The organism is Rhodanobacter sp. OK091 (assembly GCF_900142825.1).
Classification (GTDB): Bacteria; Pseudomonadota; Gammaproteobacteria; order Xanthomonadales; family Rhodanobacteraceae; genus Rhodanobacter.
Genome location: NZ_FRCH01000001.1, coordinates 831,119 through 847,675 on the forward strand (window position 1 = coordinate 831,119; position 16,557 = coordinate 847,675).

The 16,557-nt window shown below is 66.9% G+C and carries 11 protein-coding genes; all 11 read right to left on the minus strand.

All coding sequences use genetic code 11. The features are described 5' to 3' along the window. Positions 1-133 precede the first annotated feature (133 nt). Positions 134-1,273: an alpha/beta fold hydrolase gene (locus BUA26_RS04075; protein ID WP_255368152.1), complete on the minus strand. Its 1,140-nt coding sequence runs from the start codon at positions 1,271-1,273 to the stop codon at positions 134-136. After that, positions 1,228-1,371 (minus strand): hypothetical protein, encoded by a 144-nt coding sequence (locus BUA26_RS20385; protein ID WP_178368528.1) that lies wholly within the window; start codon positions 1,369-1,371, stop codon positions 1,228-1,230. The genes BUA26_RS04075 and BUA26_RS20385 overlap by 46 nt, the downstream gene beginning before the upstream one ends. Before the next feature lie 197 nt (positions 1,372-1,568). Further along, positions 1,569-1,985: a nuclear transport factor 2 family protein gene (locus BUA26_RS04080; RefSeq protein ID WP_072758115.1), complete on the minus strand. Its 417-nt coding sequence runs from the start codon at positions 1,983-1,985 to the stop codon at positions 1,569-1,571. Positions 1,986-2,028: 43 nt separating this feature from the next. Further along, positions 2,029-2,397 (minus strand): VOC family protein, encoded by a 369-nt coding sequence (locus tag BUA26_RS04085; protein WP_072758118.1) that lies wholly within the window; start codon positions 2,395-2,397, stop codon positions 2,029-2,031. Between the two features lie 93 nt (positions 2,398-2,490). Then, positions 2,491-4,458, minus strand: coding sequence for a DNA repair helicase YoaA (locus BUA26_RS04090; protein WP_072758120.1), 1,968 nt, complete (start codon positions 4,456-4,458; stop codon positions 2,491-2,493). Positions 4,459-4,539: 81 nt separating this feature from the next. After that, positions 4,540-5,073 (minus strand): tetratricopeptide repeat protein, encoded by a 534-nt coding sequence (locus tag BUA26_RS04095; protein ID WP_072760009.1) that lies wholly within the window; start codon positions 5,071-5,073, stop codon positions 4,540-4,542. A gap of 5 nt (positions 5,074-5,078) precedes the next feature. Then, positions 5,079-7,424 (minus strand): penicillin-binding protein 1B, encoded by a 2,346-nt coding sequence (gene mrcB, locus BUA26_RS04100; protein ID WP_072758123.1) that lies wholly within the window; start codon positions 7,422-7,424, stop codon positions 5,079-5,081. A gap of 185 nt (positions 7,425-7,609) precedes the next feature. Continuing rightward, positions 7,610-8,449, minus strand: a complete 840-nt coding sequence (locus tag BUA26_RS04105) for an SDR family oxidoreductase (protein ID WP_072758125.1) — start codon at positions 8,447-8,449, stop codon at positions 7,610-7,612. 7 nt (positions 8,450-8,456) lie between these two features. Next, on the minus strand, positions 8,457-10,163 hold the full coding sequence (locus BUA26_RS04110) for a tetratricopeptide repeat protein (RefSeq protein ID WP_072758127.1): 1,707 nt from the start codon (positions 10,161-10,163) through the stop codon (positions 8,457-8,459). Between the two features lie 86 nt (positions 10,164-10,249). Continuing rightward, complete coding sequence (locus tag BUA26_RS04115; RefSeq protein ID WP_072758129.1) at positions 10,250-12,367, minus strand: RelA/SpoT family protein; 2,118 nt, start codon at positions 12,365-12,367, stop codon at positions 10,250-10,252. Between the two features lie 102 nt (positions 12,368-12,469). Beyond that, positions 12,470-16,552: an ATP-dependent RNA helicase HrpA gene (gene hrpA / locus BUA26_RS04120; RefSeq protein WP_072760010.1), complete on the minus strand. Its 4,083-nt coding sequence runs from the start codon at positions 16,550-16,552 to the stop codon at positions 12,470-12,472. Between the last annotated feature and the right edge of the window lie 5 nt (positions 16,553-16,557).

The following is a 16,557-nucleotide window of genomic DNA, read 5'->3' on the forward strand; positions in this document are numbered from 1 at the left end:
GCTCAGGCATCGTTTCCGGCGGCGGTCGCTCATGAGATGTCGACGACGATCGGGAGACGGTGAAGCGAGCGAGTCGCGGACGTCGAACAGTTCGCCCGGGCCATGACGCCTGCCCCCATAGCCGATCTCGGGGTCATGCGATTGCTCCGGCGCCGTCATCTGCCACGCCCCACAATCGGCGCGCTTCCGCAGCGATGAGGTCGGGGAATTCTTCGGGGAAGAACAACTTCGCCTTCGGCACGTAATGCACGCCGCGCGAGTTCCCCAGTGTTCGGGCCAGATAAGAAGCGTCCTCCGGCGAGAAGATCGTGTCCCCTGCACCCCAAGCGATGCGCACGGGAATCCTGCTGCGCCTGAGCGCCGGCGCGATGCCCGCGAGCACGTTGTTCTCCAGCGCCAACGCATAGGCATGCGTATGTGCGGGGTCGCGCACCAGCGGACCCAGATACATCTCGATCGCTTCATCCGTGAGGTTTTCAGGATTCGTGAACGTCATTCCGCCCAGCCCCTGGGGCGACCGTGCGAGCTGTCCGTCGGCAAGCCACGGCGCCAGCCACTGCTTCACGAACTGGCCATCGTGCGCCATGGCGATCACTGGTTTCATCGCCGATGGCGGGCAATCCATCTCGGTATCGCAGTTGCTCAACAGCAGGCTGCGCACCCGCCGCGGATGGCGCGCCAGAAACAGTTGGGCGACGGCTCCGCCGCTGTCGTTCGCGACCAGATCGACGTCGTCGATGGACAACGTATCGAGCAGCGTCGAAAGCATGTCGACCTGGTCCGTCGGTGCGACACTTTGGCCCTCGCGGACTTCGGTGTAGCCCAGCCCGAGAAAGTCCGGTGCAATGCAGCGACGGTATGCCGACAACCGCTCCAATGCGCCGCGCCACTGAAAGCCGTTCAGCGGAAATCCGTGCAGGAACAAGGCCGCTTTGCCGGTACCGCGCTCCACCAGAGCGATGCGGCCGAAGCGGGTCGGCACGAATTTTCGGACGGCGTTGAATGCGGCGGCATCCAGCCGTTCTGCCCTTCGAACCGGAGGCTTCGCAGCAAACGCCATGGGTGGCAGCAGGGAAAATGCAGCCCCCGCGGCGGCCGCTCCAGCAGCCCATCCTAAAAACCGCCTGCGCTGGATGGTCGTCTTCGGGAGTTGAGCAACGGTGCCGCCAGCTATCGGCTGGCGGCACCGCGCTGACGCCAACCCGGCTTCCGAAGATTTTGCCCCGCTCAAGGCTTGTTGCCCGCACTGACTTCGCGAAGTTTCGTCGCGCATTCATCGCAACAAACCTCGACCACGCTGTCGCCGATCTTCACCTTGATGGCATTCGTGTCGAGAGCACAGTCACAGGCTGCACAGGTTTTTTCGGTCATGGCACAAACTCCGCTGGTAGCCCGCGTTTCGGGCAAACCCAGGAGACCACGCCGGGTTTTCACCCGCTGTCGAAATCTTTAGCGGTTTTCAGGAACGCCGGGCAGACTGCCTGAAGGCGGTCGGGGAGCGGCCGTAGGCCCGCCGGAATGCCGACATGGAAGGTGGCGCTCGGGCCGTTGGGCCGAAGCATTCGGACTCAGGAACGGTTCCGGAGCGGCGTTACCAATGTTCCCTGATGAAACACGATCTGCCATTCGTCGCCTGCGCGCCGCCAGACTGTACTGCGTCGACTCACCAGCTCGCCCTGCTCCAAGGTGTACGTGAGCAGATACGTATCCGGCCCGAGTTCACGGCAGTGGAAGTCATGGGTTTTCCAGGTGTGTTCGGCGGGGTCGGGGGCGCGGCGTTCCAGGACGTCGAGGACGTGAGCGCGGCTGTAGCGGCGGCCGGAGGCGCCGATTTCCCAGAAGTCGGCGGCGGCCATCCGTTCGAAGTCGGCGCGGGTATTGCCGAATTCGGGGCGGTGGAAGATCGGTTCGTGGCGGCGCAACTCCTCCAGCACCGGCCGCAGCTCAGGCGCAGTGATTAGTATGGGTTCGACCGAGTCGCCCATGGGCGCTGACTCCTGTTCGTTGAGCGGCGTGTCGAAACTGCCGCTATGCCGGTGGCTGCCACAGCTCGATCCGCGTGCCTTCCGGATCCAGGATCCATCCAAAGCGGCCGAGTTCGCTGATATCGGTGCGCTCGTCCACCGTAACGCCGGCAGCGCGCAGTTGCGCCAGCAGCGCATCGAGATCGTCCACGCGAAAATTGATCATGTAAGGCTGTGTGCCAGGCCCGAAGTAATCGGTGTCCGCGGCGAACGGCGCCCACAATGTGAAGCCCGGACGCGCTGCCTCCTCGTCGAAGCGCACGCCGCCCCAGTCTTCGAGATGCAGGCCCAGATGCTCCGCGTACCACGCGCCAAGTGCGGCAGGGTCGCGCGACTTGAAGAAGATCCCGCCCAGCCCGATTGCCTTGGCCATCGCTTGCCTCGCTGCACGTGCCGATTTTGTGGGAGCGGCTTCAGCCGCGATGCTGTTCGTCGACCCGCAGGAACATCGCCCGCCAGCGGGCCCCTACAGGATGTTTCCGGCAGCCACGGTTTTTGCATCCTCGAAGAATGCTCGCACATCGGCCAGCTCGCGTGTGCGCGGCATGGGTGGCAGGCTGGCCAGGAACAGCTTGCCGTAGCCCTTGGTGGTGAGCCGCGGATCGCACAAGACCAGCACGCCGCGGTCGTGCACGTCGCGTATCAGGCGGCCAGCGCCCTGCTTCAGCGCGATCACCGCGCTGGGCACCTGCCAGCCCATGAAAGGATTGATGCCGGAGTGCTCAAGCGCCTCCAGCCGCGCCATCAGCACCGGATCGTCCGGTGCGGCGAACGGCAGCTTGTCGATCACCACCACGCTGAGCGCTTCGCCGACCACGTCGACGCCCTCCCAGAAACTGGCCGCACCGAGCAGCACGCCGTGCCCGCTGGCGCGGAACTCCTCCAGCAGGCGCGGCCGCGGCGCGGTGCCCTGCACGAACAACGGCCACGGCACCTTGTCTTGCAGCAGTTCGGCGGCGCGACGCAACGCACGATGCGAAGTGAACAGCAGGAACGCGCGCCCGTTCGAGGCATGCAGCACCGGCAGCACGGCTTCGATCACCTGTTCGGTGTAATCGCGAGCGTTAGGATCGGACAGGCCCGCCGGCAAATAGCACATGCCCTGCCGCGCATAGTCAAACGGACTTTCCAGGCTCAAGGTCTGCGGATCATCCAGTCCGAGCTGACGCGCGAAGTGATCGAAGTTGCCGGCTACCGAAAGCGTGGCCGAGGTGTGGATCCACGCGGCATGTGTGCGCTCGCGCAGGTCACGCATCGGCACCGCCAGATCCAGCGGCGTGGCGTACAGCGCAAAGCCGCGCGGAAAGGTTTCGTACCAGCGCACGTCGTGGTCATGACCTCCTTCGCCTTCCACGATACGGTCCAGCCGTTCGACGAACAGGTCGGCACGCTCATGCAGGTTCGTCATGCCGCGCGAGCGCTCGGCCTGCGAAGCCAGCAGTTCGGCCAGCGTAGCCAGCAGCTCGCGCAGATCATGCAGCGACCCGCGCACGTCGGCCCGATCCTGCAGTTGCTGGAACGCGCCGCGCGCCGGCAATACATCCATCGCAAGACGCAGCTTGCGCAACGCATCCTGCAGCGCCTCCACCGGCTCCAGCAACAGGCCGATCGCGCCGGTGATGCCGTTGCATTCGGTCAACGCATCCTGTGCCAGCTCGGTCAACTGGCGTGCGCTGATGCTCTGCGAGAAGAATTGCCCGGCCAGCTCGGGGATCTGGTGCGCCTCATCGAGAATGAACGCCGCCGCGCCCGGCAGGATTTCCCCGAAGCCTTCCTGCTTCAGCGCCAGATCGGCGAACAGCAGATGATGATTGACCACCACCACGTCGGCCTCCAGCGCTTCGCGGCGCGCCTTCACTACATGGCAGCCGTCGAAGAACGGGCACTCCACGCCGAGACAATTCTCCGGCGTCGAGGTAACGCGCGGCCACAGCGGCGATTCTTCCGGCACTTCGGCCAGCTCCATGCGGTCCCCGCGCCGCGTGCGCGCCGACCACGCGCGGATCGTCGCCAGCTGAGCCGCCTGCGCACGCTCGAACGTGGCGCCTTCGCGCACGGTCTGATCGAGCCGGTACAAGCACAGGTAATTCGCGCGCCCTTTCAGCAGCGCCGTCTTCAGGCGCGCTCCGAGCACCGAACGCACCTTCGGAAGATCGCGGAAGTACAGCTGGTCCTGCAGCGTCTTGGTGCCGGTGGAAATGATCACCCGCTCGCCCGACAGCAACGCCGGCACCAGGTAGGCGAAGGTCTTGCCGGTGCCAGTGCCGGCCTCGGCGATCAGCGTGTCGCGCCCCGCGATCGCCTGCTGCACCGCCAGCGCCATCGCCTGCTGCGCCAGCCGCGGCGCGAAGTTCGGCAGCTCGCGCGCGAACGGGCCATCGGCACCGAGCAGGGCGCCGATGTCGTCGGACTCGGTGTCATCGATGGCGGTCATCCAGCAAGTATGGCGGAGCGTCGGCGTGCGGCAAAACCGCGATGCTGCCGGTCGCGCTGTTCCGCAGTACTCGTCGTCCGCTCAGTAGCGCGATATCCCCGCCTTGTGGCACGCCTGCACTCCCTTGCGCGCGGTGTCGGCGCCGGCGGCGTCGCCGGCCTGCAGGCGCATCTCGACGATGGTCTGCCAGTTGCGTGCGCACAGCGGGCCGAGCTTGGGACCGAGCGACCACGACTGGTGCGCGAGTTTTTCGGCCGTGGCGAAGTCCCTCATGCGTATCGCAATCTCGGCGCGATCCTGCAACATGTCGGGCGAATCCGACCTGATCTTGAGCGCCTGGTCGAGCTTGCCCGCGGCATCCGCGTAGCGGCCGGCCTGTTCGTCGTTCTTCGCCATGTCCTGCAAAGAGGCGACGCCGGGGTCACGCAACGGGTTGACGTCGATGACGGATTTCTCGCGATCGCCGGCGGCACGGATCGCCCCGATCATGTCGTGATCGGGCACTACGGTCGATTTGGCCGGTGTCGGCGCCGACTCGAACAGACTGCAGCCACCGAGCAGTGCGGCAGCCAGCAGGAAGGGCGGTACGAAAAAGTGTTTGAACGAATGCGACATGATGATCAATTCCGGATGGGGGTATCGGTAGCGCCAGGCGCGGCGCTGCTGGCGGACGCGGGATGACCGCCGCCGCCAAATAGATTTTGTACGCCTTGCCAGAAGCAGCCTTCGCTATCGCTCGACAAGGTGCCTGCAATGACGGGAAACTGCCGCGCGCCTTCGCACTGCGGCTCAGTGCGCTTGCCGTCGTTCGGGTTGATCCAGGCCATCTCCAGGCCGTCGGCCGGTGCCGTGGACAGTGGCTGAGTGGGCAGCTTGGCGAACAGGTCGCGCCAGGCGCGCAGCGCACCGGTAGCGCCGAACAGGCCGGTCGACTTGTTGTCGTCGCGCCCCATCCAGAACACCGCCAGATGTTCGCCGGTGAAGCCGGCGAACCAGCTGTCGCGGGTGTCGTTGCTGGTGCCGGTCTTGCCGGCGGTATGCAGCCACGCCAGTCCGGAATTGCCGATCGAACTGGCGGTGCCGTAAAGCGCCACCTGCTGCATGGCCCACGTGGTCAGCCGCACCGCTTCCTGGTATTCGCCGCTGCCGCCCTGCACCTGGTAGCGCTTGATCGTGCGGCCGTTGCCGTCGACCACGCCGCGCACCGCGACGAGCGGCAGGGCATGGCCGTCGGCCGCGATATATTGATAGAGCTGCGCCAGTTGCAGCGGCGCCAGGTCGACCGCACCGATCAGCAGCGACGGACTCGGATTGACGTCGGCGAGGCCGAACGATTCGAGGAATGCCTTGATCCGCGGCAACCCCACCTGCAGACCGAGATGGATGGTCGCGAGGTTCCACGACTTGGCCAGCGCGTCGACCATCGGCAGTTGGCCGTGGCTCTGGTTGTCGTCGTTCTGCGGCGTCCACATGCTGCCGTCCGGCTGGCGCATGCTGATCGGACTGTCGTCGAGCAGACTGGCGAGGTTCCACCGTTCGGGTTGGGTCAACGCGACGAGATAGACGAACGGCTTGATGGTGGAACCGATCGGCCGACGCGCGTCGAGCGCACGATTGAAGCCCTGTTCGCCGGGATTCCTGCTGCCCACCACAGCGAGCACGCTGCCGGTCTGGGCATTGGTCACCACCGCCGCCGCCTGCAGCGGATCGGCGCGCTTGCCGAGGCTCTTCATGGTTTCTTCGATCGCCTGCTCGGTGTAGAGCTGTGCGGCCGGGTCGAGCGTGGTGAATACCGACAGATTGCCTTGGCTCAAGGTCTCATCGTCGAAGTCGGCGGTGATCTGGGTGCGCACCAGCTGCATGAAGGCGGGGAAGCGGTTGTGCGGCAACTGGCCGTTGCTGACGATATCCAGCGGCGCGGCCTGCGCGGCGCTGAGCTGGGCAGCGCTGAGCAGGCCGGTGCTGGCGAACTCCTGCAGCACCAGGTTGCGCCGGGTCAGCGCACGCTCCGGCGAACGGCGCGGATCGTAATAACTCGGCCCCTTCACCATGCCGACCAGCACCGCGATCTCCTGCGGGCGCAGATCCTCCAGCCGGCGCCCGAAGTAGAACTCGGACGCTGCCGCAAAACCGTGCACCGCCTGGCCGCCTTGCTGACCGAGGAAGACATCGTTGACATACGCCTCGAGAATCCGGCCCTTGCTGTAATGCGCCTCCAGCAGCAGCGACATCAGCGCTTCGTTGATCTTGCGCGTGAAGTTCTGGTCGCGGCTCAGGAACAGGTTGCGCACCAGTTGCTGGGTCAACGTGGAACCGCCTTGCACGGTGTGCCCGGCGCGCAGGTTGGCGAACGCGGCACGCAGGATCGCGCTGAAGTCGATGCCGATGTGATGCTTGAAATCGCGATCCTCGACCGCTTGCAGACCGCTAAGCAGCAGCGGCGGTACGTCGGCCAGATGCACGAAGCGGCGCTCTTCCTGGCTGGCGCCGTACAGCGTGGCGATGCGCGCCGGATCCAGATGCGCCAGCTCGATCTTCTTGTCGCTGGCGGCGTCCTGCACCGACTGCACGGTGCCCTTGCCGAAAGTGACGCGAATGCGCTTGGGCAACTCCCCACCGTCGGGGCCGGCGTAACCGCGCGAGGTGATCGTGTAGCGCGCGCCCTGCTTCGCCCAGCTGCCGGCAACCTGGCCGTGGCCGTCGTTGCTGTAACCGGCGAAGGTCAGTTCCAGCTCCAGCGCGGCCGGCGTCATCGGCATGTCGGGGGCCAGCGGCAGCGGTCGCGCGTAGACCCGGGTCGGTACGGCGAACACCAGATCGTTGAAGCGGTCCTGCACGCGCTTGTTCAGCACCAGCGTGTACGGCAGCACGAAGCCAAACAACAAGCCCATGCCGATCCAGAACGGGATGCGCAGCCACGGCCAGCAGCGGCGCGCGAGCGAACGAAGACGATTCAAGAAGTCCAACGTGGGAAAATCCGGCAATCAAGTGGTTCGATCATAGGGCCTGCTACCCGGCGCGCATATGAACGCGTGGGCCGGTTTCATGGCCAGACGCGGGCAATGTGTGCCGGCTGGCCTGTAGGAGCGCACCTTGTGCGCGATGCTCTGATGTCGATCAGAGCGAACAGCATCGCGCACAAGGTGCGCTCCTACAGGGATGGTATCCACATCGAGGCTTCCGGCCGAAACGGCCGGGGGCGGATCCCGAGCAGCCGCTGCAATTCGCCGTTGTCGGCGATCAGGTCGCTGTCCAGCCGGCTCAGCGGTCCGCGCAACGGCGGCAGCACGAGCCGGGCCATCTGCAACAGCCACGCCGGCAGCGGCACTGGCACGGTGGCCTGCGGCAGGCTGCTGCGCACGCGCGCGAACATCTCGCCAGCCGGCAGGCGTTCGCCGCCGCCGATCGGCAGAATCCGGCCGGACGTTGCCGCGCAATCCAGCGCCGCCATGACTGCCTGCGCAATATCGTCCGCATGCACCGGCTGGCGCAGGCCGCGGCCGGCCGGCAAGGGGAACAGGTGCGTGCGCATCGCGCGGCGGGCGATCGGAGTTAGGCTCTTGTCGAGTCCGGCACCGTAAACCAGGGTCGGCCGCAGCACGGTCCAGGCGCAGCCGTGACGGGCACATGCCGCGGCCAGCGCGGCTTCGCCATCGCGCAACTGTCGCGATATCTTGCGCTCGGCCGGCACGCTGGAGTCGCGTTTGGTTTCGGCACTCATCGAACTGGTGGCGATCACCCGCGGCGCATCGCTCAAACGGGTCTGCGCCAACCAGTCGGCCAGACCCTGCAGGGGACCGAAACTGACGATCGCCGACAACGGGGGCATCGCCGGCACGTCGGCGGGCAGTGCGCCCTGCAGCCAGCTCACCCCGGCTTGCGCGAGCCGCGGACGCCGGCTCACCGCCAGCACCGGTTCACCACTGGCCAGCAGCCGTGGCATCAGGAAGTGGCCAATCTGGCTGCTGCCGCCGAACACCAGTACCGTCATGCAGCGCTCATCGATTGCCCTGCAATCGGGCAGTCAGATCGAGTACGCGCGGGTGATTCGGTGACAGCTTGCGGGCATGAGCCAGCGACTGGGCGGCATCGACGTTGTCGCCACGCGACAGCTGCTGCTCGGCCTGGTCGAGCCAAGCGCTGGTCAGTCGATCGCTCAGTGCATTTTGCACTGCATCGCCCGGCGCCAGCTCGGCCAGGTTCGCCAGCATGTCGTCGGCCTGCTTCAGCTTGCCGGCGGCCAGTGCCTGGTTGAACTGCAGCTCGACCTGGCCGGGCAAGGCTTGCAGCCCGCGCATCGCCGCGTCGTTGTTGCCGTCGATCGCCAGCGCGCTGCGATACAGGTCGTACGCGCTGTCGCCGGGCGGCATCATGATGTCGCCGTTCTTCGTGGCCACCTGCGCACGCTGCACCAGTCGCGCCACCGCCGCATTTTGCTCTGGCGACAGCACCACCGGCGCGGGGGGCGCCTCGCTGTCTTTTTCGGCCGGAGCCGCGGCTGGCTGCGACGGCGCACTCTTCAAGCGTGCGCGCGTAGCGGCCAGATCGGCCGACTTCGGCGCCAGCTCGGCGGCCTGGTCGAGCAGCTTCGCCGCCTGCGCGGTATCGCCGGCATCGATCGCGGCGCTCGCCTGCACCGTCATCGCCTGCGCCACCTTGCCGAGGCCGGCCTTGGCCTCCGCATTGTCCGGATCGAGCTTGAGGGCGGCCTGGAAATGGGCCAGCGCGGTGTCGTCGCCGTCGCCACCGATGCGGCCGGCGCGCAACGCGTCCTGGCCTTGCTTGAGGACCGCTTCCAGCGCGCTGTTGTCCTGCTTGCGTGTCTGCGCCTGCAACGCGCGCAGCGCCGGCAACGCACCATTGTTCGGCTGCAAGGCGGCGAGTTGCTCGATACTCGCATTCGCTGCGTCGGTATCCTTCGCATCGAATGCCTTGCGCGCCTGAACCGCGAGCGCAGCGCCGACTTGATCGAGTCCGTGTGCCGCCACCGCATTGCCTGGATCGGCGCGCAACACGCGCTGGTACAGCGCACCTGCTCCATCGGGGCCATCCAGTTTGCCTGCAGCCAGCGCCTGCTTGGCCTGGTCGACCAGGTCCACCGTCTGCACCTGCGGCGCATGGGCACGGCTGATCGCGCGATCGAGCCGGTCGATGTCGCTGCCTCCGCCGAGCAGTTCGCGAGCCGCCGCCGCCTGCTGCGTGGCCTGATCGAGATGACCAGCCTGCAACGCGGCATCGGCTTGCGCCAGCTCTGCCTGGCCGACCTGGCGCAAACCCTCTCGGGCACGGTCATTGTCCGGCTCCAGCGCCGCCGCAGCCTGGAACAGTTCGCGCGCGCTGGTGCCGTTCTGGCCGTCCAGACGCCCCTCCTGCAAGGCCTGCTGGGCCTGCGCCAGCACCGTGTTGAAGTCGGTGCGTGGCAGCATGCCGCGCAAGCGGTTCTGGCCGAGCCAGAGCGCAGCGATCGCGGCAATCGCCAGCAGAAGCAACAACGGAGTCCTTCTGCTGCGCCGGCGGTAGCGGCGAGGTTCGGGCTCGTCAGCATCCGCACGCGTATTCGTACGCGAACGGCGCGGCTCGGCCGACATCTGCGGCAGGCCATCGGTAGAAGGTGCGGGCGGCACATCCAGACGGCCGAGATCACCCAGGGTGGGCTCGGTGCGGGTGGGTGGATGTGCGTCGTGCTGGTCTCGGCGTCCGCTCATGATCCGTGGCTGCGCAGGCTGTCGCTGCAGCTTAACATCGGGCCGACAGCCGCCGTCCCGCCGATGCGCGGGCATTGCGCGGTCATTCAGCCGACGCCGACCCGTCGCACATCGATCACATTCGGCAACGCCAGCAGTTTGCCGAGCAGGGTCGACAGCTGCTCGAAGTCGCGCACGCGCAGGGTAAAGCGCATTTCCACCTCGCCGGTATGCGCGAACAGCCGACTGGCGGAGACGATAATGTGCGTGCCGGCATTGCTGATCACGCTGGTGACGTCCTTCTGCAAGCCCTTGCGATCGTAGCCGCGCAGCTCGATGTCGACCTCGTAGGCCTGGCTGGCGGCGCTGCCCCAGCTCACCTCGATCACCCGGTCCGGATCGCGTCGCGCCAGCCTTGCCAGGCTGCCGCAATCGGCACGGTGCACCGATACGCCACGCCCCTTGGTGATGAAGCCGCGCACCGGATCGCCGGGCAGCGGCTGGCAACAGCGCGCCAGTGTGGTCAGCAGATTGCCGATGCCCTCGATGCTGAGCGCGCTGTGATCGAGCGTGACCGGCCGCGCAGTCACCGGTGGCGGCGGAGCCGGCGGCTGTGCGGCTTCCTGCACCACGCGCGCGATCTGGCCGGGCGTGATCTCGCCCAATGCCAGCGCGATCAGCAACTCGTCGTGGGTCTGCAGGTGGAATTGCGCAGGCAGCTTGGTCACGTCCGCGCCCGACAACCCCAGCCGCTTAAGCTCGCGCTCGAACATGCTGTGGCCGACCGTGAGGTTCGCGTCGTGGGCGATCCGGCGAAACCACGCGCGCACCTTGTCCTTCGCCCGCGAGGTATTGAGATAGCCGTGGTGCGGCGACAGCCAGTCGCGGCTGGGCTCGCCCAGCTTGGTCGTGAGGATTTCCACCCGATCGCCGCTCTGCGGCTGGAACGTCAGCGGCACGATGCGGCCGTTGACCTTGGCGCCGCGGCAGCGATGGCCGACTTCGGTATGCACCAGATAGGCAAAGTCCAGCACGGTCGAACCGCGCGCCAGATCGAACACCTCGCCCTTGGGCGTCAGCAGGTAGACGCGGTCTTCCAGCAGCTCGGTGTGCAACTCGGCGGCCAACGCGCTGTCGTCATCGCCGCGCGGCTCCAGCAGCTTGCGCATCCAGGCGATCTTCGCCTCGAACTCGGCATCGCTGCTGCCGCCCTCTTTGTAGCGCCAATGCGCAGCCACGCCCAGTTCGTTCGCACGATGCATCTCGTGCGTGCGGATCTGCACTTCCAGCGTCTTGCCCTCAGGCCCAAGCACGGCAGTGTGCAGCGACTGATAGCCGTTCGCCTTGGGCCGCGCGATGTAGTCGTCGAACTCGCCCGGCAGATGCGGCCAGCGCGCATGCACCACGCCCAGCGAGGCGTAGCAGTCGGTGATGTTGTCGACCAGCACGCGCACCGCGCGGATGTCGTACATGTCGGAGAAGTCCAGCGACTTGCGCTGCATCTTCTTCCAGATCGAATAGATGTGCTTGGGCCGCCCCGCCAGCTCGGCATGGATGCCGGCGGCGGCGAGCGAGCGCTGCAACTCGTCCAGCGATTCGCGGATGAAACTCTCGCGATCGCTGCGCCGCTCGTCGAGGAGCTTGGCGATGCGGCGGTAGGTTTCCGGCTGCAGGAACCGGAACGCCAGGTCTTCCAGCTCCCACTTCAGCTGCCAGATGCCGAGCCGGTTCGCCAGCGGCGCATGGATGTCGCGGGTCAGCCGCGCCAGCGCGGCAGCCTGCTCCGCCGGCAGCGACGATGCGGCGCGCATGCGCGCCAGCTGCCTCGCCAGCAACACGAACACCACCCGCAGGTCGCGCACGATCGCCAGCAACAGGCGGCGCAAGCCTTCGGCCGCGCCTTCCGGCGCCCGCTGCGCATGCAGTGCCCAGACCTGTTCGGCCGCCTGCTGTCCACCGACCAGCCGCTGCAGTTCCGCCGGCAACTTCGCAGCCTGCGTCTTCCATAGTGCCGGATCGACCCGTGCCAGCTCGAACCACAAGGCCGACGCCTGCGTCTGCGCATCGCAGCCGAGCATGCCGAGCAGATCCAGCACGTCGCTGCACTCGGCTTCGGGAACAGGATGCGTCGTGCAAGCCTGCAATGCCTCGGCCAGCACCGGCGGCAGTGCGCCGGCGCGGTCGCGCCAGTGCTGCAAGCTGGTGGTTTTGACAGGCGAGGTCATCAGAAACGTGTCCGGTTGCAAGCGTCCATAGTAGCCGCAGTGCCGCTACATTCTCAGCGCAGACCGCGTGTCGCCGAGCGCGGTTTCGCCGCGCGCTTCCGCTCAGTCCAGCGCCGCCAGCGCCTTGGACAGCCGTTTCGCGGAGACCGGCTCGGCCGTCTTCAGTTCCTGCGCGAACAGCGACACGCGCCATTCCTCGATCAGCCAACGCAGTTCGGCCAGCGCGGCCGCATCGCCGTCGGCGGCACGGTGCTGCAGGTAGGCGCGCCAGTACGGCATGACCTGCAGCATCCGTTGCTGGTCCTTCGCCGGGTCCTGGCGCAGCCGCTCGCCGCGCAAGCGCATCGCCTTGAGGTAACGCGGGTAATGCGCCAGCCGTGTCGCCGGCAGTTCGCGCAAAAAGCCCGGCGTCAGCAGCGCATCGAACTGCTCGCGCAGGTCGTCATAGCTGGCGCGGGCGAAGCCGAGCAGCGGCGGCTGCAGCCAGGGTTTGAGTTCGGCCTGTGCCTCGATGATCGGCTCGGCCAGCTTCAGCCGCTCGACGCCGGCGCCGAACAGTTCGCGCGAAAACTGCGTGCGCAGCTTCTCGAACGCTCCGGCGGTACGCACATCCAGGTCATGCCGTTCGAGCAGGTCGGCGAAGCCGCCTTCGAGCAGATCCTCGCGCAGGCCATCGACCCCACCCAGCGGTGCGTATTTCAGGGCCAGCGCATTGCCGATCGGCAGGCGCCGGCGCGCCTGTTTCGCGTCGCTGGCCAACGCATTGCGCAGCAATCGCACCACGCCCTGCCGGTGTGCCGCGCGCGCCTCGTCGCTGCGTTCGAATACGCGCAACGCCACCGTTTCGCCCAGGTCGACCAGCGCAGGGAACGCAGTGAGCCCGCCGTTGGAACGCACCTGTGCGGGGATCTCCTCGAAGTCCCAGCCGGTCATGTCCTCGCGGGTCAGTTCGATGTCGGTCTTGCGCGAGAACGCCTCGCGCGCCTGGCCCTCCCACTGCCCGCGCAACGCGGCGAGATCGCGGCCGCTGGCAAGCGTCTTTCCCGGCGCCGATGAAGTATCCCCGTCGTGCAATCGATAACGCATGCGGAAATGCGCTGGCAGTTCGACTGCAGCAAATTCGGTCGCGGCGATGTCGACGCCGGTGGCCCGTCTGAGGAACGTCGCCAACGCCTTCGCCAGCGGCTCGTCGCGCGGCGCTTCGGCCTCGACGAAGGCGCGGGCGAAATCCGGCGCCGGTACGAAGTTGCGGCGCAGTGCCTTGGGCAGGCCGCGGATCAGTTCGGCCACCTTCTCGCCCAGCAAGCCGGGCACCAGCCATTCGCAGCGAGCGGCGGGGAGCGCGTTCAACATCGCCAACGGCAGATGCAAGGTCACGCCGTCGGCCTCGTCTCCGGGTACGAAGCGGTATTCCAGCCGGTAGCGTTGTGGTGGGATCTCCAACGATGCTGGAAACGCCTTGGCATCCAGCCCCGCGCCGCCGACCATCACATCGCCCAGCGACCAGCGCAGCGCCGCCTGCTCTGCCGGCCGCGCCTTGCGGTACCACGCGTCCAACGCACGGCTGCTGGCGATCTCTTCGGGCAACTTGCCTTCGAAGAACGCGACCAGATCGTCCTCATGACGGATCAGTCCTTCGCGACGCTGCTTCGCCTCGATGCCGAGCGCCTCTTCCAGCACACGTTGGTTCGCCCGCACGAAATCGGCCCTGCTATCGATGTCGCCACGGGTCAGCGCCTCGCGCAGGAAGATGGCGTGCGCCAGCGCCGGATCCTGCTGCTGGAAAGTGACCGGCCGCTTTTCCACCAGCACCAGGCCGAACAGGCTGACCTGCTCGTACGCAACCACGCAGCCGCGCTTCTTCGACCAGTGCGCATCGCGGCAACTCATGCGCAGGAGGTGCGCCGCCTGCTGCTCGATCCACAGCGGCTCCACCCGGGCGTTCATCATGCCCCATACGCGTCCACCCACATCGAGGATCTGCGCGGAGAAGATCCAGTTCGGCGGCACCTTCGCCAGCGCCGAGCCGGGGAAGACCTGGAACTTGCGCTCGCGCGTGCTCTGGTACACGCCCTTTTCGTCCTTGCGGCCGACCTGGGTCGGCAGGCCGGCGAGCAGGGCGCGGTGTACCGATTCGTAGAGACGATCGGTCTCGCTGCCGCCCCCTCTCCCCGCTGGTAGCCGAAGGGAGTCCCCTTGCGGGAGAAGGAGGGTCGGGGTGAGGGGTGGGTGCTCGCGGGAATGCGCAAGCGAAGCGCGCTTGTTCTTCTCGCTGCTTCGCGAGGTTGACCCCTCACCCCAGCCCTCTCCCCGCAGGGGAGAGGGGGAAAGAGCGTCAAGCTTCCAGCCCAGCTCCGCCACCACCAGCAGCAACTGCCTATGCAGCTCGCGCCACTCGCGCATGCGCATGAAGCTGAGGAAATGCCGCGAACACCAGTCGCGCAGTTTCGACTGGGTCAGCTCCTCGTGGGCGTCGTGGTAGGCATGCCACAGGTTCAGCACGCCGACGAAATCGGATTTCGGATCGGTGAACGCGGCATGCGCCGCGTCGGCCTGCTGGCGCGCATCCGACGGACGCTCGCGCGGATCCTGGATGCTGAGGAACGACACGATGGTGAGCAGCTCGCGCAGCGAGTGCAGCTTCTCGCCCTCGACCAGCATGCGTGCCAGCTGCACATCGATCGGCAGTCGCGCCAGCGTGCGGCCGATCGCGGTGAGCTTGCGCCCATCGTCGATCGCGGAAATCTCGGCGAGACGTCGGTAGCCATCCGCCACCACGCGCGGGTCCGGCGCCTCCAGAAACGGGAACGCTTCCACGTCACCCAGCTGCAGCGCCAGCATGCGCAGGATCACGTTGGCCAGCGACGAACGCAGCAGTTCCGGATCGGTGAACGCGGCACGACCGGCGAAGTCGGCTTCGTCGTAAAGGCGATAGCAGATACCCGGCCCGACTCTGCCGCAACGGCCTTTGCGCTGATCGGCCGCGGCCTGCGAAATCGGCTCCACATGCAGCCGCTCGAGCTGGCTGCGCTGGCTGTAGCGCTTCACCCGTGCGGTGCCGGTGTCGATCACATAGCGGATGCGCGGCACGGTAAGCGAGGTCTCGGCGACGTTAGTGGCCAGCACCACGCGGCGCTTGATGCCGGGTTTGAACACACGATCCTGGTCGCCGGCGGAGAGCCGCGCATACAGGGGCATGATCTCGGTCTCGCGGTATTGCCGGCGCGACAGCAGCTGGTGCGCATCGCGAATCTCGCGCTCGCCGGGCAGGAAGATCAGCACATCGCCGCGCGGATCGTCGTGGCTGATTTCATCGAGCACGGCAGCGATGTGTTCGGCGCTACCTTGCTGCATGTCCTTGCTGCGTCCCTGCCGCGCGGCGATTTCGTCCAGCGAACGCCAGCGCAGCTCTACCGGATACGCGCGCCCTTCCACTTCCACCACGGGCGCGCCGTCGAAATGCTCGGCGAAGCGCGCGGTGTCGATCGTGGCCGAGGTGACGATGATCTTCAGCTCGGGCCGCTTCGACGCCAGCTGTTTCAGGTAGCCCAGCAGGAAGTCGATGTTGAGGCTGCGCTCGTGCGCCTCATCGATGATGATGGTGTCGTAGGCGCTCAGCCATGGGTCACCCTGTGTCTCGGCCAGCAGGATGCCGTCGGTCATGAACTTGATCAGGCTGCGCTCGGATACCTGATCGCTGAAACGGACCTGGAAGCCGACGATGTCGCCGACCTGCGTACCCAGCTCCTCGGCCACGCGACGGGCGACCGAGCGCGCGGCCAGCCGGCGCGGCTGAGTGCACCCGATCATGCCCGCCTCGCCGCGACCGGCGGCCAGACACAGCTTGGGCAACTGGGTGGTCTTGCCCGAGCCGGTCTCGCCGGCGATCACCACCACTTGATGCTCGCGGATCAGCTTGACGATGTCCTCGCCGCGCGCACTGATCGGCAGTGATTCATCCAGGCTGATCGCCGGCTTCGCCGCGACGCGGGCGCAGCGCTTCGCCGCCGAGCGCTCGATATCCGCGCGCAATACCGCCAGCTTGTTCTCGTCCGGCCGGCGCGACAGCGCACGCCAGCGGCCCAGCAGGCGACCGAAATCGCGACTGGAAACCTTATCCAGCTGCCTGCGCAGATGGCGCAGGCCCGGATCGGCGGAGGAGTCGGGTGGGCGAATGTCGTTCATCGGAC